The sequence below is a fragment of the Bacillus sp. AK128 genome (assembly GCF_053903075.1).
Map to the genome: position 1 here is coordinate 3,973,179 of NZ_CP096379.1, position 22,752 is coordinate 3,995,930.

Consider the following 22,752-nt stretch of genomic DNA (forward strand, 5'->3'; position numbering starts at 1 on the left):
TCCCTCCCTCTCACGATAATTAGATCATGGTTTTTGCAAACAAATAATTAAGCTTCAATCGATTGGTTAACACCCTCTAAAGCACTATGTAGGGTTGTTAAGTAGATTGCTTTTTTCTTCTTATCACTCACGACGGCTCGTTTTGTATACACCTGATATTCATTCATTTTGACCGCTTCCATTATGGCAGCATAATAGTTGGATGCTAGTTTAATTGAAAACGCACTTTCTGTTGGATAGGATTCGATGTCTGACAACCCCTCTTCAAACCAACTCCACGCAAGGTCCATCAAACCATTGATCATTTTCTTGAACCTAAAATTGACCGTCATCTCTTCAAATTCAGTATCAGTATATTGATACGCTGACAGCCATTCATCCGGAATATAACGGCGGCCTCTGTTTAAATCCTCTCCGACATCTCTAATAATGTTGACAATTTGCATCGCTTTCCCGAGCTGAATTCCTGCCTTTTGCACTTCTAGGGTCGGCGAATCATGAAGAACGGGTAGAAGCATTTCACCAACAGAGCCAGCTACTTTTTCACAATACATTTCTAATTGCTCCATTGATTGATAGTGTGTGAGCGATAAGTCCATTCGTTGACCCGACATTTGCTTTAAAAATGGCTCTTGATCAATAGGAAAGTTTGCAAACAACCACCTTAATGAAGGCCAAATAAAGTGCCCATCTGCTGTCTCAAGATGTTTAAATTGCTCTTCTAGTTTTTCAAGTGTATATGGTGCATTTTCAGGCTCATCAACAGAGTCGTCTATTAATCTACAGAATGCGTAAATGACAAATACTGCTTCTTTTCTTGGGGAAGGAAGAAACCGAAAAGCCTCGTAAAAACTTGCAGAGCCTTTCTTCATCATTTTTTCACACTCTTGTATCCATTTAGAATGAATCATGCTCCCAGCTCCTTTTTCATTAATTCACTTAAGATACGTGCCCCTTGTAGTACAATGGGAACCCCGCCTCCAGGGTGAACAGAGGCACCCACACTATATAGCCGTTCAATGTTGTACGGGGATAGTTGAGGTCTGAATCCTCCTGACTGAAAAAGAGTTGGCGCAATACCAAAGCTCCCACCTTGAAATAGACCATCTTTTATCGCATCTTTAGGCGTTCGGATCTCTATCCATCTGATTGATTCTCGTAACCCGTTAAAATGTCTCTCTTCAGCCTTTTGGATCACTTTTTCGACAAGTGCAGGTGCTTCCGTTTCCCATTCAATGTCCTCGCCAGAAGGTACCGGAACAAGGAAGTAAAGGACACTTTCTCCAGGAGGTGCTGCCTCTTCATCTAAGGCGACAGGATTAAAGATATAAAAGGAAGGATCATCCGGCAGTTGCTTTGTTTTAAATACTTGCTTCATATTCTTTTCAAAGTCTTCAGGTAAGTAAAATTGATGAGCTTTCATCGCCGGAAACCGTTTCTCCACTCCTAGATATACTAAGATACAGCCCGATGAAGGTTTAAAGTTCTTCTTACGTTCACTTGTTTTTATCATAGGATATAAATTTGGGAAATCACCATTGAAAACGACTGCGTCAAAACGGTAATCCTCGTTGTTCACCACTAACCCTTTGCACACTTTCTGTTCAATTTGAAGGCGCTCTACCTTTGCATCGACATGAATCTTAATTCCCATTCGTTTACAGGCTCTCTCTAGCATTGGTATTAGACTGTGATAACCGCCCTTTACATACCAAATACCAAAAGCGTGCTCACTATAAGAGACCAATCCATACAGTCCTGGTACCTCTAGTGGAGAACCGCCAATGTATAGGGATTGTAAGGAATATGCCTCTTGAAGCTTTGATTGTGAAAAGTAGGAAGCATTAAAGCTTTTCAAATCTTTATAGGCCTTTGAATCAACTAATAGCTTCATGTTTTCGAGTGTTAGAAAATCTCGCTTTCTTTTAAAGGTCTTGCTTAGAAAGGCTTTCATTCCTAGTCGATAGACACGAGACATGTCAGAAAGATAACGAAGAAAGTGATCGGACTCTCCTGGGAACAATCTCTCTATTTCGGCTAGCTGAGTAGGCAGATCTCTAAACTTTGTATATGTAGTTCCATCATTAAAATGAATATCGTAAAGTGGGTCACAAGGAATGAGCTCTAATTCTTCTTCTGGTATCCCAGCTTCCTGAAGGATTTCCTTCAATAAATCTGGCAAAAGGACAATCGTTGGTCCTTGATCAATTCGATAACGCTCATTTCCATGAGACGTTAGTCTACCTCCTAAGAAGGCTTCCTTCTCAAATATGGTGACAGAGTTTCCTTGTTTAGCAAGTAATAGCGCTGTTACAAGTCCACCTACTCCTGCTCCTACAATTCCTATTTCCATAATGGCGTCTCCTCTTTTTGTAACGCATCTTCTTGTGTGAAATAGACTTCTTTCTTTCCATATTGCTTGTTTATTAGATTTGCGCTAATTCGGGCTGATTCAAAAATGGTTGGCAGACCGCTACCTGGGTGGGTCCCTCCCCCAACTAAAAAACAATGACCAACATCTTCAAATTGGTTATGCGGCCTGAAATACATCATTTGGTCGAGGCTATGCGCCAAATTAAACGTCGCTCCCTTGTATACATACACCTCGTTTTGCCATTCCAGAGGAGATATTATTTTCTCCACTTCAATAGAGTTGCGAATGTCTTGTAGCTCTGGCTCTTGCTCCAAGATGGATAGCATTTGCTCTCTTACCTTCTCTTTTTCAACATTCCAATCAATATCAGCCGTTAAATTCGGCACTGGCATTAATACGTAGAGAGAGGATTTCCCTTTTGGAGCCAGGGTTGGATCGGTTTTAGATGGATTGTGAACATAAATGGATGGATTTTCCGATAATTTCAACGTTTTCGTCATTTCTTCCACGTTTTTCTGATAATCATCCGCAAAAATAATCATATGATGTGGAAGGTTTAGTTGTTTATTCACACCTAAATACAACATGAATGTAGAACACGATAACTTCTTCTTTTCTACATTTTCCTTTCGATACTTCTTCAAATCTGATTGATCAAAAAGGGTCGTAACGGCATGACCAAAGTCGGCGTTTATAATAACGTCATCGCTCATCACGGTTTCTCCACTCTCTAACCTAACTCCTACCGCTTTTCCTCCTTCCACTAGCACTCTTTGTACACCGGTATCTGTATGAATCTTCCCTCCATATTCTTCGATCACGGTTGCCATTGCCTTACACAATTGGTTTACTCCACCAATGGGGTGAAAAAGCCCGTATCGATGCTCAAGATAAGAAAGAATCGTAAAGGTGCCAGGACATTCCCACGGAGACATTCCCAAATATTTGGCTTGGAAGGAAAACGCCCATTTAAGGCGTTCGTCTTTAAAGTATGTAGATAAACGGTTATATACGGTATCAAGCGCATTTAACTTAGGTAACGCTCTCACCATATTTCCTGTAATAAAATCGGTCAGCTTCGTAAAAGGCTGCTGAAGTAATGGGGTAACGCGGTCAAACTTCTCCCCTTCTACCTTCATAAATTTCTCATAACCAGAGAAGCTACCTGGGAACTTTTCTTCCATTTCCGCTCTCATCTTTTCCTTGTTTCTCGATGGAGAAAAGGTCATGTCTCCAAATTTCAATGTATATAACGGATCCATTTCCTGAAGATCCATATAATCCTGCAAACGACGTCCACTCATCTGAAATAATTCTTCAAGGATGGAAGGCATCATAAAGAATGTGGGACCTAAATCAAAGCTGTAATCACCAAGCGTGAGTTTTGACGTCCTGCCACCGATGACTGGCTGCTTTTCATACACATTCACCTCATAGCCCTGTGCGGAAAGAAGCATAGAAACCGCTAACCCACCAGGACCTGCACCAACCACGGCGACCTTTTTCCTCTTTGTCAAATTTATCAATCCTCCATCAATCTTATACAAACATTATATACAAATGTATAATGTTTGTATAATGTTTTCTTTTCTTGCCATGGGGACAGGGACTTTGTCTCATATAGCAAAAGGAACAGAATCCATTTCCCTTCAATTCATCCAAATAAAAAAAGCTGAAGACACTCTTATCTTCAGCAATCCAAAAACTATCTAAACATTTACCCAAAAAAAGAAGGGATATCCCTTCTTTGATTTCATCCTAATTTCTTAATTTATTTATTTCCTCTTTGGTTAAACCGGTTGCCTCGATAATGGCTTCCAAACTCACATTAAACTGTAATAATTTTTTCGCAGTTTCAACCTTTTGTTCTCTTCTTCCTAGTTCTCTTCCTTCTTCTCTTCCTTGTGCTTTACCTTCTTCTCTACCCTCTTTTTTCGCCTTTTCTCTCGCTTCATTTAACAGGTACTGACCTAGGACTGTATCTTCGATTGATAATCCCACGACTGAACCCTCCCTTTCAATAATTGGTTTCATTTCTCGAATCAAGGCAACTTCTTCAATTTTTCTCCCCCAGTTTTACTCACTTGTTTTTAAATCAGCTGCTGAAAAGTGAATCATTGCCCCAACTATAGGCATATGAATCCAAGCCTCATAGACTGGTTTTCCTGTTGCTTTATACAATGCCTCTGCATAGGTTTGGAGCTGGCCAAGATAACTTTCCCCACGTGAAAGCCAGTCCGCTTCTTTACCTGGAAAGGATTTATGATCAATGATGACCCAGCCCTTTGGTGTAAGGAGCAAGAGATCAATCCAACCGGAAGCCTTTTGCAGTCCTTTTCGCATGTGAACCGGCCACTCACTGTGTTTGGATATCAAATCTGGATACTGTTGAGTGATAAATTGCTCCAACCGATCAGACGCCTCTAGCATGCTTTCTTCTGAGAGGGCATGAATGTCAAATCTGGCTTTAATGGTGCGGGCCATGTTCAATCGCTCATCCTTGGATTTACTTCTTTCATCCGCAGCTAAAAAGGCATGAACCGTGTCACCAAGTATGGCCATGTCCGGATTTCCTGAGAGTGGAAGTCGATGGCCGATACGGTGAATCTTTGTACTTTCTGTCTCAACTGTAGGTTCACTACGTACCTGCTCGGCCTTTTGTCTGCTTGGGCTATATCGGGCCGGAACAAAGGCTGTCGCTTCTACCGTTTTCCCCACATAGACGAACTCGGCTTGTCCAGCTGAAAGGGAGAGTTGTCCTGGGTCCTCTTCCATTGATAACACTCTGACCTTACTAGGAAAGGTTTGGCCGTTGATGAAGATGTTTCCTTGTTGGTGATCAAAAGAAGAATCCTCTTGATCTCCATTAGCAGCCCCAAGATTTTGTATCACTTGATGTCCAGAAGCATCGGTCAATTCATCGATCCAGCCTACTTTTGAAAAGTCACGAGCGGTTAGGACAAGATAGTCTCTGGCTCTTGTCATTCCAACGTACATTAGCCTTTGATTTTCGTCCACGAGCTGTTGCATTCTCTGCCTGAGCTCAGGAGACTCTTCTACATAAGCATTTAAACTGACATTGCTAGACTGACCTCCATAAGGCCAAGGCCAGTAATAGAGCCGGCGCCCATGAAGAGGATCCATAACATCAAAATCTGTTGTACTGACAGCTGTCACCTGATCAAAGACTGGCTGTTTTTTTCTTATTGATGATTTTTCTAATGAATGTAAGATTACAAAGGGCCATTCTAATCCTTTTGCCTTGTGGTAGGTTAAGACTCGAACTGCCTGATCGTCAGTTGATTCAGCAACTAAATTCAATTCTTTGTCTCTCTCAACACTACTTAAGAATAGAAGAAACCCAGTTGTTGTTGCTGTTGTTCCATTTGTGGCTGACATCTCTTCGAACCTTGCCACGATTTTACGGAGCGCATCTAAGTTAGCCAATCGTTGATCACCTTGCCCCCATTTCACTGAAACCTCATCTACCTTAGCAGTAACTAATGCTAAATCGACTACTTCAGAAGGACTCATCTGGACGATTTTTTCTCTTGCCTTGTCTAATTCTTGAATCAGAGGTTCAGAGGCCAAAATCCCTTCTCGCTTCTCGGCATCTAGCCAATCAGATAACCATCGGCCTTCACCCCAAGCCTCTGAAGAAAAATGAATGAGTTCCGCAAGCGCCAATGTATCGTTTGGATCCACTAAGTATCGAAAAGCGGCAATCGCAAACACTACTTCAGGTGTAGCCAGTAATCCACTCTCACCCACAGTCGCAGATATTCCTAGTTTGGAGAGTGCCTCTGCTATTCTCACACATTCATCATTTGAACGACATAATATCGCAATATCTCCTGCCTTGAGGGTGCGAGGCTGGCGCGAAATTTTATCTACAATCACATAGTCTTCTTTTTGATGTAAAACCTTCTGCACCCCAACTGCAATATGTGCAGCATCGGACTTCTGATTTTTAGAGTTCGGGTAAGACCAGGTCTCAACCGCTATCTCCTGCTCCGGCATATCCTCACGCTTTGGATCTAATGCAATACGTTCTGCTGACATTCCTCTTGCTTCAAAAACAGGAACAAACATCGCATTCACCAATTGAACGAGCGACTCACGTGAACGATAAGAAGCATCCAACACTTCAATTTCCATGTCAGGAATACTGGTCATAGCCGTTTGCATAAGCTCCGGATCGGTTCCACGAAACCCATAAATCGCCTGTTTAACATCGCCTACCCATGTTGCTTTTTCCGCTATTTCACGAAGTTGCATATTTAACGCGATTTGTAATGGACTCGAGTCCTGGAACTCATCGACAAATACATTGGATATACGGTCTTTTAACATTTCTGCATTATTTGCATCCTTCAATAGATGTAGCGCTAATACTTCTTGGTCGGTAAAATCAATGAAACCACGTTTACTTTTTTCAACTCGGTACGTTTCCATCGCCTCTGCGGCACAATGAAACAAAGCAAACATCGCATGCTTCATATCCTCATGTAACCTTGGATGACGATCATGGACAGCAGCCGCTGCATGAATCGGTGAGGCAGTGTCACGGCTTTTTGCCCCGGTCTTCAATTTGCTTAATTTAGCCCAAGATTGCCAAGTAATGGAACCATTTTGATCCCATTCCTTTAACACATCTTTTATATCTACTACTGCTTTGGCAGTATCTTTGGTTGTATCTTCACCCGGTAAATCTGAATTTGCCACCTGTAATGCTGACTTTAAGGCTTGGTCACACTCATCAGGATTTGGCAATGGTTCTGGTAACCAGTCTGACATACGATTCCAAGAATACTGAGCACAGGCTTGTACATCATTAGAATTCATACCATTCTGACGGGCAATCTCGATAATTCTAAGCACTTGATCGCGCCAATCCTCTAAGCCTAGACGTATAAAGACCTGGCGATAATCACGGTAAAATTGGTCCGTCACTTCTGCTGCAATACTTTGAAACAGAGCTTTAGCATCTGATTCAGCAATCACCTTCTGTACAGGTGATAAACCCATTTCAAGGGCAAATTCCCGTAGCAGTCGTCCAAACACACTATTCATCGTCCCTACATACCCGTCTAGAATCCTTGCCGCAGACGTGCGATCACCTGCTTCCAACAGCATAAGACGAACCCTTTCAATCAGTTCATCCGCTGCCTTTGTCGTGAAGGTGGTTGCGACAATGTTTTCCGGAGGGACACCGTTTTGGATCGAATTTAAGATCTCCTTTGATAAACGGTAGGTCTTCCCTGCCCCCGCTCCAGCACTCAGCATGATTAATTTTCCGGTCATTCCGTCACCCTCCTATATCCACAAAGATTCTGGTATTCACAATACGTACACGGAGGGTCGATTGTTGAGATATGATCATTAGCGTCCGCATGGTCTTCTTGTTTACTTGGTACTCCTGGCGCAATCACCGTTCCTTTTTCAAGTAGACCCCAGACATCTTCGACTGATTTCCGTACCACCTGATGTGCGTCAATGAGAGATGGCCCGTCAACATGGTAATTAGAAGGAAAATCATCATGAGGCAAACTGAAGAAATCACCACTACGTAACATGAAATAAGCAACAGGTAATTCTTGGTCTTCATGATCAGCTAATAACCAGTGATACAGTGTCAATTGGACCGATAGATTTTCCAATCTTGCTTTATAATTACTTGGTTTTCTGGACCATTTTGCATCAAATAGAATCTTGTTCCCACCAGCTGTTTCCCCTACAAGGTCTAACCGCCCGTTGAATTCGACTCCATCCTTCCACGACTTTTGTAATTCTAGTTCAGTATGTTGAATCTTAATTCCCGCTTCATTTAATACTTTGAAAAACTGTGGTAATGAATTCTGTAATTTTAGTCGAGTTTCATTACGAGTGATCCCGTTTTGAGGCTCTAAAAGAGTCGCTGCAATCATAGGAATCAACTCATCAAATAAATCTCCTGTACGAACCCGAACTTCTTCCTCATTCCAATCGGTCTTTTCCGTAATTAAATGTTCCAAGATCACATGTCCTAAATTTCCAAGCATAATGGCCTCATTGGGTATAGATAATACCCTGCCTGGACGAACATGGGCCACATACCTAAAGGTCCATTTTAACGGACAAGCCATTAAGCCTTCCAAGCTTGTTGCCGACTCCACTTCACGAGGAAGGATCACATTTCCAGGAACCTTCCACGCTCTAATTGGCTCAGGAATATGTGTTAGCTTCACCTGGACACGATCAAACGTACTCTCTGAAATCGTAAGAATCGGTTGCTTTCTTAATTCAGATGCATCAACCGTTATTTTTTTCTCTGTATGATAATTTTTAGCTATCGCGTAGCGAATTTCATCCCATAACGGGTGAATTGGAATTTCCTCACCCTTTACTTTAGATGGAGCAAATAGAATCAGTTTTCGTTTTGCGAACCTTGCTGCACGCTGCCAAGAAGAAGCTTCCCTACGACGTCGTGTATCTTCATCAAGGAGCTGAACGCCTTGTTCCATTAACCAAGCCCGCTCTTTAGACGTCCACGTTCGGATACTTGGACCTGACATATTTTTATGAAATCCCCACCAAAGGATGGTATCTGCCTTCTCATATATCTGCCCAGGATGGCTAATCACACTCCATTTTGAGGCTTCCTGGTTATAGTCTGGTAACGGAGCTCCTTCTCCTAACACAGATTCAAGAATCCGTCCCACTTCTAAACGTGATACCTTTTTCACGCCAAGTGTTTGTAAGCCTTCCATTACTTCACGTGCAAGTTTTGATGCTTGTACAAACATCAGGTCTTGCGTATTGTGATAGCTCAAATCAGCCCAATGACTCACCTTTTGGCAAATGTCTACTAATTTCTCATATGGAATTCCATCATACGGATCGTAAAACTCATGAGTGACCCACAGATTAAGCTTTGCTTCCAAGCTTTTTCTACGCTTTTTTACCTCATGCTCATCCAGACCTTCTGCTAACCACGATTCCTTGTAATCAGTTATTCCATCCTGAATCGCCTGCTGCCATTGTTCTCCACCAATTCCAGGATGAGAAGCTAATACATTTGCTAATCGGTAACGAATCTTACCTGGTACAGGAGAAGTTGGAATCGTCAGCAATTCTAGCATTCTGTTTACCATAACCGGATCCCAGTAGGTATCAATGGTGAGCGGTAATACCTGTAGAGCGGTCCGCCACTTTGAAAAAGTGTCCACTCCCGCTGCCGCCATTCCTCTTCTATGAAGGAGCTCATCCATGAACAATTCTCCTTCTCCTTTAATCAAAACCGTATTTTCCGTTCCATTTTCTTGTAGCCAACTAACTAGGAAATCGGCAGCATCCCATTCCTGTTCAGAACGAATAAGTAGTACACTTCCATCACCCTGTGCCTCTTCATAAGAATTCCCACCAGCCATCACCGTTTGCAGGCGAGATAAGTCTGTCTGCTGCTTTTCTTCAAAAATAGCAGACTCCTTCTGAATTTCAACAGCTTGTCCTTTTAATCTATTTAATAATTGAGTACACCACGGATCCCATAGTGATTCATCCTCGTCTACCAGCTTAATTATCTTGATCGGCAAATCAGCCTTCTCTTGCAACCGTGCTAAGATCGCTTGAACCCGGTCTGGAAACCCCATTGACTTCTTAGAGTGAGCAAGCTCCAGTTCTGCCAGGGTATTAATCCAGACACTCCCACCGACATGAATAGAAGGATTCCAACCAGCGAGCACCAGCTCATCTCTACGGCGCAATAATTCTCTAGCCGTATTCCATGAGTCCGTCTCAAAAGATTGCGAGAATGGCTGATGACCAGAATCCTGTTTTCGAAGAAGCTCCTGCCACTCCGCAATCCGCAGATTTTCTGATACATATGGTGAAGTAAGCCCTAACTGTGTCTCAAGTATCCCAATTAAACCTTTAAAGCCTGTAACGACTGTCCCAACCGCTGCCTCATGATCCCCAAGTGCATCTGGATACGTAGTCGAATCTAGCCAATAGCCAAGTATAATGTTCAAGATGGTATCCTCCTACTCACTTTTTTATATAAAAAAGATTCTCTATCTTACTTTCAACTATATTTACTTCCTTTATTTTACACAAAAGGGTGTACCAAAAGTAGTACACCCTTTGAAATCATCTATATTTTCAGGGTCTATAGAGGACAGGACTTTGTCCCAATAACAAAACAGAAGGGTTCATTGTGTTCCTTCTGTCGCTATGTTTTTATCGTCAAAAATTACTCCGAAAGTTTTTGAATAAATAAGAAAAAGACGATCCTTTTAATGATCGTCTTTTGCATAACTCTTGACTGTAATTTTAGGATTGGCCCCTTCCCCCGTTAACACAACCTACGGGGGTTTGGAGCTACCATTTTCTTGACCGACAACGTTAATCCACTGATACCTTAATCAGATTGGATAACTATCTCTTATACTTATTTGACTTTTTTATGATTCTTACACTTACAAGATTATTTGTTATAGTTTAAACTTGCCAACCATTAGCTGCAATTCTTCTGCCATTTTAGTCAGTGAATTAGCAGAACTTGATATTTCCTCCATTGAAGCGGATTGTTCCTCGGCTGATGCTGCTACATTTTGAGAACTATCAGCTGACTGTAGTGAGATTTGAGCTACTTGGTCAATTGTGTCTACCATGGTTTTGGAACCAGAGCTTACCGCCTCGACGACAACTGCAACTTCTTTAGATTGAGCAAACACATCTTCTACCATCTTCATGATATCCTTGAAAGAGTTTCCTGTTAGGTTAACCATTTCAATTCCCTCTTTAACAGAATGTGTTCCCGCGCTCATTGAATCTACAGCTCTTGAAGACTCAGATTGAATCTCTTCAATTAACTCTTGTATTTCACCTGCTGCCTTGCCTGATTGTTCTGCTAGCTTTCGCACTTCATCAGCTACTACCGCGAACCCTCGACCATGTTCTCCTGCTCTAGCAGCCTCAATTGCAGCATTCAAAGCTAATAGATTCGTTTGAGCAGCTATTTGTGTAATCAACTCAACGATTTGACCGATTTCTTTAGATTTTTCTCCAAGCAAGTTAACAACTTCGGCTGTACTGCCTACCTGTTCTTGAACAGTATTCATTTGCTGAATCGTCTTATTTACTACTTGATTACCTGCTATTGCTTTTTCATTAGTAGAAGCTGATAAATCAGATACAAGCTTAATAGAAGAAGCCACTTTATTCATCCCTTCTGACATTTCAGAAACGATATTAGTTGCCTCCGTTACACTAGAAACTTGTAACTCAGATCCAGAAGCAACAGCTTCAATTGATTTTGTAATATTTTCAGTAGCTTTACTTGTCTGCTCAGCACTTGCCGTTAGTTCTTCTGAAGATGCAGCAACCTGACTGGCATTATCACCTACTTGTTTTATTATGTCTCGTAAGTTTTGTGCCATAGTAGCAAATGCATTTTGAAGTCTACCAATTTCATCTTGTCTCTTTGTACTAACCACCTCTATTGACAAATCAGCCTGCGCTATTAGTTCTGCCTTTTTTGTGATATCATCCAACGGCTTTGCCACTAGTCTCATCATAAATATATAGACAGCTATAAGTAAGAGAATAGACGCACCAATGAAGGTAATTATCATGTAGCGATTCATTTCCTTTAATCCACCGAGGAAATCATTCGTTTCTATAAAAGTACTCTTAAATCCAACAACCTTGTTATCAACCTTTATCGGTTTGTAATTTACGATAAAACTTTTTCCAAGTGTAGAAACAAACCCTTTATACTCTTCTCCTTTAAGGAGTTTTTCAGTCATATCTTTAGTTGCAGGTGTACCTGTTGCCCGTTTCGAAGGGTCTTTATCAGATTTTGCATTTGTCGCAATACGCATTCCTTCTTCCCCATAAAATATGGTAGCGCCAAATCCAGTTAAATCAACAACTTTATCCACAATTTCTAGCTCTTCATGAAGGAGATAATCTCCAGCATATAATTGTCCATTTTTTATATTTATAGGTCCTTTAGAGGCTAAAAGCTCATCAAAGACGTTTTGTGCATATTCACTTCGATATGTTTGGTTTTCAAAAAGTGTATCCTTTACGAAATTTTGAATAATCATATAAGTGCCTGCCATTATAAAGGCTAGTAATATAAGAACGACTAATATCATTTTCAAACGTAAACTAAGATTATTTATTCTATTCATACTTCACTCTCACTTTTCCATGTAATTAAATTAGTAATTAATAATTTCTTAAATTTTAAGATTCCCCTAAATTTTCTAGTAGAGAATGTGTATCTATTAGAAAAAGGAGTCTTTCATTAAGCTTTGAAATTCCAGTTAAATAGTTTGGATGATTAGTCGAAAGCGTTGACTGCTTAACTGTGTCAACAGGTAAATCTAAAACATCCGTTGCATAATCGACTACTAAGCCTAGAAATTGTTCTTCATTTTTTACAACAATGATCCTTGAATTATCTGTATCCACGCTGCTTACATCCATAACTTGCCTTAAGTCAATTAAAAGGGTTACAATCCCTCTAATTGTCGTAATTCCTCTCACATAGTTGGCTGTCTTAGGTACAGCAGTAATTGGCTGCAATTTCTCTATCGAAACCACATCCTTAATAGGTAAGCCGAACTCCTCTTGTCCTAATCGGAAGACTACCACCTTTATATGTTCTTGTTCTGTGATGTCCATCTATTTTCCCCCAGTACAAAGATGCTGAAACTATTAATATAATGTCACACACATGACTTTAGTACTATCACCTGGTGTTCCTATTTTTTATCTTTTTCTCCTTCTCAGTAATCATTTTTCCTTGCGTAAATATAGGAATGATATCCTATAGACAAGTCCATGGGCAGGTCCATGGGGACAGGGACTTTGTTCCATTTTTTACAGAATAGTAAACTTCCTCTTATGCTTATAACCTAACTAACAAAAAACAGTAGTAGCTACCTGGCCACCACTGTTTCATACACTTACTATTAATATTCCATTCAGTAACTTCTAGCGTCTTCGTCTATTCTTTTTCCCACAAAAAATGTCCTTCACACTCATGATGAAGGACATTCATAACCCTAGGAACAGTTCAATCGATTCATTTGCTGATTAACCATAATCTGAACTGTTCCCCGAAGGATTGAATTTATATAGTAAATCTCTTCAATAAATCGTTTAACTCATCACTTAATTGATTCAGTGACTCGGCTTGCTCTGAAATACTTCGAATCGCACCTGCCTGTTGATCGACAGAAGCCAATACTTCCTCAGATGTTGCTGACGTTTCTTCCGATACACTTGAGACACTTTGAATGGACGTCAGAAGTTCTTTAGTCGATTCGTCAACCGACTGAATGTATTCACTACTCTTCCCTACATACCTTAAGATATCTTGTATTGTAGAAGAGATCGTACTGAATTCACTTTCAGTATCTGTAACAGCTTGGTCTAATTGCTGTGAATAGTCCATTGTATGAGCCATTTCTGCTACACTAGTGCTCGTATGGTCTTCTATTGCTGTAATCATGGTATGAATTTGGGTCGTAGCTTTGTTCGTTTCCTCAGCTAATTTTCTTACTTCCCCTGCTACCACAGCAAAACCTTTTCCATGTTCTCCTGCTCTAGCTGCCTCAATAGAAGCATTTAAAGCTAGTAAATTCGTTTGCCCAGCTAATTGCTCAATTGTTTTAACAATCCCAGCAATTTCTGTCACTCTACCGTTAAGTTGTTGTACCGTAGTTTCTACATTGATGAGTGCCATTTTAGAATTTTTGTTAGCTTCTTGAAGACTTGAAATCTGTTTTTGACCATTCGTAACAGCGTGTTTACTTACTTCTGTCAGTTGAATGATTGATTGATTTTGATTAGATAAATCTTGCATCGTATTGACTAATGCTTCTGCCCCAGAATTAATGGATTCAATATCCGTTGATTGTTCAACTGCCCCTTTTGTTATTTCATCCATCGCCTTAACCACTTCTTCACTTGAAGCTGTTGTTTCCTCTGATAGAGCAGATAGCTCAAGAGAGGCTTGAGAAGTATTCTGGCTAACCTGTTGTATGTTCTGGACAAGTCCTCTTAGTTGATTTGTCATTTTATTAAAGGCAGTTGCTAGATTTCCTATCTCATCCTCTGATTTAAAGTTAATCTCCGCTACTGCAAGATTACCGTTTGAAATTTTAGCCGTTTCAATTGTGATTAACTTTAATGCAGTTAGCTTTTTACGTAATAATAAGAAGATCCCGATGATGCTTACGATTAGAGCAATAACTACAATAACAATTGTAAGGAATCCAATGGTATTCACTGATTCATAAAACTCATCTTCATATGCACCAGTAGTTAACACCCAATCCCATGGTTCATAATACGTAGAATAGGCTATTTTTTTACTTGGGTTTGTTTCTCCTGGCTTTGGAAATTCAAACTCATAATAACGATCCTGTACTTCTGTATTTTTACTAGACTCTATCAAACTTTGTATTAATGGATCTCCATTTGTACTTTTGACATCAGACATATCCTTACCTAAGGGTAATGCAGGATGTAAAGCTACAGTATTATCAGGATTGTAGGCAAAAATATAACCAGTTTCTTTATACTTAAAGGATGAGTTTGAGAAGTCATAGAATAGCTTATCATTCCCCTCCACTTTCGGACCAAGCATCATAATTCTTGCTTTTTCCTTTGCCTCATCTAGTGAAAGATTTCCTGCTTCAACTTGCTCATTTAAACTATTTAGTAAAGGAACTGCTGCTTCCGTTATATGCATGATATCAAGCTTGCCACTTTCCACCATTTCCTTTTTAGCAAATAGATATAACGTACTACCCTGGATCACAGATACTAATAAAATCAGTGTAGCTGTTATAAACAATATTTGAGCAAATAAGTTCTTTTTAAGCATGATTTCACCCTCTTTGTCGATATATTTTAATATTCAAAAAACAAGCTACTATGTATATCGACAGTAATCGACATTTTTCCAGAGTATTAAGGAGATTTTCTCGTTCCAAAATATGGGAGGATCGAGGGGACAGGGACTTTGTTCGAGGGCCGAGGGGACAGAACTTTGTTCCAAGGTGAGACGAGGGGACAGGGCTGGTCCCAGTATAAAAACAGAAGAGAGAATGTAACACTGAAAAATACACCAATGTATAGCACTTGAGTAAACTGTTGTATTCCTGAATGATAAAGAAATTTGTGGACGATTAGAAAAGATGAGGCTGTGAAGTGGACACACTGTCCTCTATTTGAAGGAAAAAGAGCAAACTCAACGTAAAATCACCTTAATAGAGGACAGAGGGGCCGCTAAGTGTTCAAAACAAGCGTATAATGGTGAAATAGAGGACAGAGGGTCCTTAGCAAAGCTGTGACAGCCGTGACAAGGGGGGCAGAAACTTTGTTCCATTTAAAATAAGCCATAACCATACGGAAACTTCAAATCGGTATCCTTCTCCCTTAACGTTTTTCCTAAAAAAAATCACCTACCATAAAACAATGTAGGTGACATGCAAATGCTATAAAGAAAACCATCTTCCATATTACTTAACTGCACCTCGCGTTAATCCACCAATAGTCCATTTCTAGCATATATGTATACTATATTCATAGGTAATAACACGAGCTTATATTCATAGGTAATAACACGAGCTTATATTCATAGGTAATAACACGAGCTTATAAGAGGAAAATGTTAGGGTAAGGACACAAGTCTGTCCCTTCTATCCACAACTCTATTTTAATTTTGACAGATAATCTAGTAACCCCATCGAGGACACTTGTAGATCTAGGTTTATATGCTGTGCTGCTTCATCTGACAATGGAGATTCAAGCTTTTCCATGACTAGCTTATATAATTCTTCTTTTAATTTAGAGAGTAGCACGTTAGGATCCACGGATGATGCCGATTGAACGACTCTTTTAGTGGTTTCCACAAATAACGGAACCCAATATTCCAACTGTTTATGAACTTCTTCTACTTCTTTTGTCATACCAAAATGACCGAAATATATATAGGAAGGCTTTAGTTCCATGATTCTCTTGGAAGATTGCAGCATACTTTCTGGATTGAATTGATTGGGTGAAGTAGAAGGTAGAAAGAAAGGCTGTTGAAGCACTGCTTCATAGCTGACACCCACTGTATCACCTGTGTAACAACCATTTGTAGAAGAATCATGAATTGTATAATGGTGGTTCGCATGACCAGGTGTATCCAGAAACGTTAACGTACAATCATCGCTCAGTGTAAGTGTGTCTCCATCGTTCATGATTTGGACTCGGTTTTCATCAATTGGAAGAATCGGATCAAATAACTGATCAAACGATTCTCCATATACCTGTTTAGCCCCTTGAATTAACCTAGACGGGTCAATTAAATGTCTAGCCCCTTTCGTATGAACCACCACGGTCGCATTAGGACAGAACTGTAGCATCTGACCTACTCCTCCAGCGTGATCGAGATGGATATGAGTGACAATGATATAACTAATTTCATCAGGCTTAATATGTAACTCTTTTAATCCGTCCAACAGATGGGGAACCGATGGACTCGCACTAGTATCAATAATCGCTTTCTTCGTTTCATTTAGAAAGTAGGATCCTGTCCGATTCGGCATTCCTAAGTCATACACATCAATCAAATAACGATTAGGATGAAGAGTTTCAATTTTACTCATTGTAAGACACCTCCATTTCCCATATTAATAAAAGAAGTGTGCCTATGTAAAGAAGATTCAGATAACTTGGTGTTTCGAAGCAATACACTTAAAAAGACAATCCTTTTCTACTTTTGGTATCACTCTAACCATCTATCATCATTACATGATTACAGTTAATGAGAAATCCACTGATATTCTTATCACTAACTTCAACCTGAACTTGTGTCGACTTAGCCCGTGTTCCTTTAATATGTACTAACAGCAAACCTTTTTCATTTTCTCTTGGAGATGATTTTACATATATATCTTTTAGAGTTTTGACTCTGTTCTTAATATACTCATTTTCATCTTCTTCACTATATTTCAATGAAGTAAATACCAGCATCTTATAATCACTATTAATGAGAAGTAACTTACAAAAGTCTTCTACAACGTTTTGCATAATGCCGTAAGCGGAAGAGGCACCACTCCCACCTAATTCTGATTCTACAGCTAGATAGGATTTAATAGTAGTTCCAGGTTTAATAGCTAGAATTTCCTTATTATTACTTCGTTGTGATTTTTTCTCTACTACCTCTAAAGGAGAAAAGCTTGTAATATGAACATCTGTAAGATATTCAGTTCTAGAACGCGAGAAGATTCCTAAATTATTATTTTCCTCTATATTAAAGAAATCCTTAATATCCTTAGTGATATCTTTTGTTTTTACCGGGTTCTTTTTACAAAGATATGCTTTAAGAGATCTGTATACCTCTTCATAGTTAATGTCCATTTTTTTACTCCTACACTCATTAGTTATCACTTCATAATTCTATCTATTTCATCACCTATGAGTCTAAGATCGTTCGTCATCTTGGTACTCAGGATTTCCAATGTGATGTCATTAATGTTTTTCATTTGAGCGATTTGCAGATAGTAGTTGGCTAGTTTCCAGTCTTGATGTTTTGCTATCTTTAAACCTTCTTTGATCTTGTCCCTAGTTTCAATATATTCCTTTTTCTCAATCTCTGATAATTTACTTAATGGTTTATATTTTAACGGGGAAGTTTTAATGACTAAACTAAAGTCATACGTATCCCATACTAAATAAGCACTGATAGCTATATTCTTTCTTGCGCTTGACCAACTTACCCTACTTAACTCAAAATGCCAATCCACATGGCCCTTACCCTGTACACTGTATATGTTTGTTATAAAATCGCTGGATATGGAATTAAATAGATACTCCGTCACTTTTTGAAATATGATTTTTTCTGGGAATCCTTTTTCTCTTACCAATTTAGAAATACTCTTTAAAGTCATGCCTTCATCACCCTTAAAAGCTTTGGCTAATTTTATAGGTTGATAGAATTTTTGATTAAAATTGACCCACCAACTATGAAGAATGATATTATCTTTTAGTATTTGTTCATTTTTTGAGAATAGCTCATAGATTTCTCTATATCCGAATACCACAATTTTTTGATCCTCATATTCTTTCTGCTTTTCATTGGTTGTGTATCCTGTTTTAAATAGAACTGGAATGATTGTTGCTGCTTGATCTTCATCCTTTAACTTCTTCGTGTAATATTGGATTTGGTTCTTCCTGCTTTCTCCGCTTACCGTCTTATCTTCTATGATGATATAAACCTTTTCTTCTCCGTACCTTGGTGTTAGGGTAAGTAATATATCTATTTTATGCTTCTGTTGCTCAATCTTTAATGTATACTCAAATAGATTTTTCATTTCAAATTCTGGGTGTAGCTTCTTATACTTAGTAAATAGTGTTGTTAGTAGCTGGCTTCCTACTTGGTTTACCGTGTCATTTGTCTTTAATCTTACATGTTCAAATAACCAGCATATAAATGCATCCTGTGATAATTCACTTGTGGCAAACTTAAATAGATTAGGAGGACCTTCAAAAGCGGTTTCACTATCACGCGCCTTTTCTAGCAGTGTATTTAAATCATGGTTGCCCATATAATCCTCCCATCCTCCTCTTCCAAGAATCGACTCATAATACACAGATGGCCAAAGAACAGAGTCTCTCACATCCAAAATTCTCCCTTGTAAATCAGGATAAATGATTAACAGACGGTCTTCTCCCTGTTGGGCAATAATTCTTGGTTCATCTTCGATTCGTTTTGAATATCCGCATTGACTCTCGCAAACAAAAGCTAGAAATGCATCCAGCATGATGCCTCCATCTTCTTTTTCGTATGTATTTTCCCAAGCATCTTCTATTAAACTAGCATTGCAGTTTGGACAAATTAAAGAATTCATTATAATCCTCTCCTTGGGTTATATAGACGTTTATACTTTAAAATTTCAGCTATAATTTATGGTCCAAGGGGTAATCCTATTCCTTCTACCATACGAACAAGTTTATTTCGCATTGTTAAATCTATTTTCAATTTCTTTTGAAATTTTTTCACTCTGCTCATCTAAGTAATTAATACTTAAAAACCATAAAACACTTATTCCTATATACCAGATTGCTAATATGCAAAGGGTGTCTATCAGGTTCTCCCATAAGAGTTTAGAGGTGAAAAAGTAACCCCAAGTAGTTGATAGTATCAGATAGAAAATTGGTGCAATTATATGCACCAAAGCATATAGGAATCTCATCACTTTATATTTACTCAAAGGTCACACCTCCCCACTTCATTCATTTACATTAAACCTATGGTTTAGTTTTTTGGTTTAGAGTAATTAGGAATAATGACAAAGCCTACTAAAAATATGGCGCATGTTATCCACCGAACTAGATCATACCAATTTTCATCCTTAAAATAGGTGACATTGATTACCATCACAGTTGCACTTGTGATAACTAGTAGTAGCCCCATCAGCTTTTTTGACATAATTTCCCCCTATGTGTAATAAAAATCTTAATTTTATGTACGTTACAGTTAAGAGAAAGGTTCCATAAATTTACGTGAACCAAGGGGACAGGGACCTTGTTCCATTAAACATAATCCGTAACCTTGCTGTATGTTCTCGTTTTTCCTAAAAAAAACACCTACCATAAAACGATGTAGGTGAAATGCAAATACTATAAAGAAAACTATTCCTACTTAACTACAACTCGTGTCGATACATCAACAATCCAATTTCTTACAAATTCACTGGAAATAACGCTCGTAGGAAAATGTAGGTGAACGAGACAAGGTCCCTGTCCCTACGGACCACCTAAATAACCGACTTCCTACTCGTAAAATCCACATCTGGGTAATATGAATTCTTCACGAGAATATTAGGACCTAAACATTTTACTGCCGGACAATGACAAGTAAGTGATTTGGCAGTCTCTGTCGTGAGCCACTTTTTATATGAATCTAGTAAACGATCATGTTGGATATTCCCTAGAGCTGGAGTATCTCCAAAATCGGTTACAATCACGTCTCCTGAGAATATATTAACATTTAATCTTGTGCGACCATCTGGGTCATTCCGTACCGTTACGTTGGGAGCGGAATATAGTCGACGAATGAGATCAATGTCTTCTTTCTCATGGTTGCAAGGATAAAACGGTAATGTCCCAAACAGCATCCATGTGTCTTCATGTCGAGTATCTAGTAGACGAGTGATCCCTTCCCGCGTCTCGCTCAATGTTAAAGATTCTAATGAGCTTGCAAAGTCACTTGGATACATAGGGTGGACCTCATGACGCCCACACTCCATTTCATTCACGACCTGCTTATGAATGGACTCTAAGTATGGAAACGTCCTTTTATTTAACATCGTTTCAGCAGACACCATAACACCTGAACGAGACAATGCCTTGCTATTTTCGATCATTCTCGTAAACAACTTTTCTCTTTGAGCTAGGGATGGTTTTCTATCCATATTCGCAAAACCAGCTTCCACAAAATCTTCAAGCGTTCCCCAGTTATGAGAAATATGTAGGACATCTAGATAGGGAATTACATTCTCATATCGATCAAGCTCTATCGTTAAATTTGAATTCATTTGCGTGTAAACATCACGTTCATGCGCATATTTTAATAGAGGTATCACATAATTATTCACTGAACTTTTGGACAGCATCGGTTCACCACCGGTGATACTAATACAACGTAGATTTGGTATTTCATCTAGCCTTTTTAGGATCAATTCAATCGGTAATCCTTCTCTGTCTTTATTCGTTAACGTATACCCTACCGCACAATGTTCACAGCGCATATTACATAAAGTCGTTGTGGTAAACTCAACATTTGATAAAAGCAGACTTCCTCTTTCTTCTACTTCTACATAACCTTCCCATGGATCAAACAATGGTGTCATTTTCTTCTTCATAGATAACTTCCCTCTTATTAAATTCAGCCTTCATTATACTATTCATTCGTACATTTTGGAACCAAGGGGACAGGGACTTTGTTGCATTAAAAATAATCCACAGTCATACTGTAGCTTCAAATTGCTCTCCTTCTCCCCTTCCGTTTTTCCCAAACAAAAAAACACCTACCATAAAACGGCGTAGGTGGTGTAATAAATGCAAATACTATAAAGAAATTACTCCACTGCCCCTCACGTTAATCCACCAATAATCCTGTCTCGGCAAAGACATACACGATACTAATAGGTAATAATGCTAGGTTTATGAGACGAAGTCCCTGTCCCCTACTATCCTATAATAATAGGTTTCCCCGTCATTGCTGATTGTCCAGCTGCAGTTGTCACTTGGTGAGTTTTTACAGCGTCTTGGTATGTTGATAGGATGTTGGAGGGATCCCCTGTTCTTACAGCATCTAGAAAAATCTTGTTTTCAACTAAATAAGGATTTAACTCATCTGAATATTTCTCTGTAGTGCCTTCCCTACTATCTCTTGCTTCATTCATACTAACTTCTAGTACACCTTGATTTGTGTAAAGTTCTAATCCAACCTTGTATGAACTAGGAAGAATACATGTATTTGAAATAGTGGCAATGATTCCATTTTGCAACGTTAACATAACACTTCCTACATCTGATACCGTTGTTCCATCCACTTTCTCATGCATCATACTGCTATTAAAGGCAGCATACACTTCTTTGATTTCTCCACAAAGATAGCGTAACAGGTCAACAATATGTGTAGTCTGCTCAACAAATTGTCCTCCAGATTTATGTACATCTCTCCACCAAGGAACCATTGGCATATCACCCATCCAGTATCCAAGAGCCATGCCTACTTTACGTTCCTGAAGAATTGACCGCATTTTTTGAGTCGTATCTCTATAGCGCCATTGGTAACCAACGGAAGTAATTAAACCTTGTTCTTCGACCTTTCTTGCAATCTCATATGGTTCGTCATAAACTCCAAGCGGCTTCTCTACAAAAAAAGGAATATTTCTATCTAGCAACTCTTTTTCAAAGGTACCATGCGCCATTGGAGGTACACAGATGTAAACAGCATCTAGCTTTTGCTGATCTAACATCTCTTCCACATGTATAAACCCTTTGGCGTTTGACCATTTTCTTGCTTCCTTTTCTGCCTTTTCTATACTTGTTCCCAAAAATGCAGTTACTTCTACTCCATTTAATTCACTAAGAATACTAGAATGCTTATTTGCAAAAAAGCCAGTTCCAATCATCCCAATTTTCATAACAGTATTCCTCCTTTTTATTCCGTGATAGGGTGGTACTCTCCTACTTTAGAACAACTTTCCTGATTGGTTGTCCACACCCAACATATATAATTTCTACTTAAGAGTATTATACTCGTTTAGATTTATGCAAAATAAGTAAAAAACTATAAAGATAGAAAACACCAAGGA

Annotated in this window: 16 protein-coding genes and 1 pseudogene; all 17 read right to left on the bottom strand. The window is 39.1% G+C overall.

All coding sequences use genetic code 11. The features are described from left to right. Positions 1 to 47: 47 nt before the first annotated feature. Positions 48 to 911: a phytoene/squalene synthase family protein gene (locus tag M1D60_RS19960; protein ID WP_456276575.1), complete on the bottom strand. Its 864-nt coding sequence runs from the start codon at positions 909 to 911 to the stop codon at positions 48 to 50. After that, positions 908 to 2,353: a phytoene desaturase family protein gene (locus M1D60_RS19965; protein WP_456276576.1), complete on the bottom strand. Its 1,446-nt coding sequence runs from the start codon at positions 2,351 to 2,353 to the stop codon at positions 908 to 910. Before M1D60_RS19965 ends, M1D60_RS19960 begins: the two co-directional genes overlap by 4 nt. Continuing rightward, a complete protein-coding gene (locus M1D60_RS19970) occupies positions 2,344 to 3,831 on the bottom strand; it encodes a phytoene desaturase family protein (protein WP_456279500.1) in 1,488 nt (495 codons plus the stop codon). Before M1D60_RS19970 ends, M1D60_RS19965 begins: the two co-directional genes overlap by 10 nt. 301 nt (positions 3,832 to 4,132) lie before the next feature. Beyond that, complete coding sequence (locus M1D60_RS19975; RefSeq protein WP_456276577.1) at positions 4,133 to 4,375, bottom strand: hypothetical protein; 243 nt, start codon at positions 4,373 to 4,375, stop codon at positions 4,133 to 4,135. 75 nt (positions 4,376 to 4,450) lie between these two features. Beyond that, a complete protein-coding gene (locus tag M1D60_RS19980) occupies positions 4,451 to 7,678 on the bottom strand; it encodes a UvrD-helicase domain-containing protein (protein WP_456276578.1) in 3,228 nt (1,075 codons plus the stop codon). Continuing rightward, complete coding sequence (locus M1D60_RS19985; RefSeq protein WP_456276579.1) at positions 7,675 to 10,383, bottom strand: PD-(D/E)XK nuclease family protein; 2,709 nt, start codon at positions 10,381 to 10,383, stop codon at positions 7,675 to 7,677. The genes M1D60_RS19980 and M1D60_RS19985 overlap by 4 nt, the downstream gene beginning before the upstream one ends. A 462-nt stretch (positions 10,384 to 10,845) precedes the next feature. Then, positions 10,846 to 11,793: a methyl-accepting chemotaxis protein gene (locus M1D60_RS19990; RefSeq protein WP_456279501.1), complete on the bottom strand. Its 948-nt coding sequence runs from the start codon at positions 11,791 to 11,793 to the stop codon at positions 10,846 to 10,848. A gap of 39 nt (positions 11,794 to 11,832) precedes the next feature. Next, a pseudogene (locus tag M1D60_RS19995) lies at positions 11,833 to 12,552 on the bottom strand (cache domain-containing protein); the annotation flags it as partial. 55 nt (positions 12,553 to 12,607) lie between these two features. Next, a complete protein-coding gene (locus M1D60_RS20000) occupies positions 12,608 to 13,048 on the bottom strand; it encodes a chemotaxis protein CheW (RefSeq protein WP_456276580.1) in 441 nt (146 codons plus the stop codon). A gap of 451 nt (positions 13,049 to 13,499) precedes the next feature. Next, positions 13,500 to 15,260, bottom strand: coding sequence for a methyl-accepting chemotaxis protein (locus tag M1D60_RS20005; protein ID WP_456276581.1), 1,761 nt, complete (start codon positions 15,258 to 15,260; stop codon positions 13,500 to 13,502). A gap of 829 nt (positions 15,261 to 16,089) precedes the next feature. Then, positions 16,090 to 17,031, bottom strand: a complete 942-nt coding sequence (locus M1D60_RS20010) for an MBL fold metallo-hydrolase (RefSeq protein ID WP_456276582.1) — start codon at positions 17,029 to 17,031, stop codon at positions 16,090 to 16,092. A gap of 124 nt (positions 17,032 to 17,155) precedes the next feature. Next, positions 17,156 to 17,785, bottom strand: coding sequence for a hypothetical protein (locus M1D60_RS20015; protein WP_456276583.1), 630 nt, complete (start codon positions 17,783 to 17,785; stop codon positions 17,156 to 17,158). 26 nt (positions 17,786 to 17,811) lie between these two features. Continuing rightward, a complete protein-coding gene (locus tag M1D60_RS20020) occupies positions 17,812 to 19,275 on the bottom strand; it encodes a PD-(D/E)XK nuclease family protein (protein ID WP_456276584.1) in 1,464 nt (487 codons plus the stop codon). A 102-nt stretch (positions 19,276 to 19,377) separates the two neighbouring features. Continuing rightward, the gene (locus M1D60_RS20025) at positions 19,378 to 19,638 is read right to left on the bottom strand and encodes a hypothetical protein (RefSeq protein ID WP_456276585.1); all 261 of its coding nucleotides are present in this window, start codon (positions 19,636 to 19,638) and stop codon (positions 19,378 to 19,380) included. 44 nt (positions 19,639 to 19,682) lie between these two features. Then, the gene (locus M1D60_RS20030; protein WP_456276586.1) at positions 19,683 to 19,856 is read right to left on the bottom strand and encodes a hypothetical protein; all 174 of its coding nucleotides are present in this window, start codon (positions 19,854 to 19,856) and stop codon (positions 19,683 to 19,685) included. 328 nt (positions 19,857 to 20,184) lie between these two features. Then, positions 20,185 to 21,291: a radical SAM/CxCxxxxC motif protein YfkAB gene (gene yfkAB, locus M1D60_RS20035; RefSeq protein ID WP_456276587.1), complete on the bottom strand. Its 1,107-nt coding sequence runs from the start codon at positions 21,289 to 21,291 to the stop codon at positions 20,185 to 20,187. A gap of 327 nt (positions 21,292 to 21,618) precedes the next feature. Continuing rightward, positions 21,619 to 22,581, bottom strand: a complete 963-nt coding sequence (locus tag M1D60_RS20040) for a Gfo/Idh/MocA family protein (protein WP_456276588.1) — start codon at positions 22,579 to 22,581, stop codon at positions 21,619 to 21,621. Positions 22,582 to 22,752 lie beyond the last annotated feature (171 nt).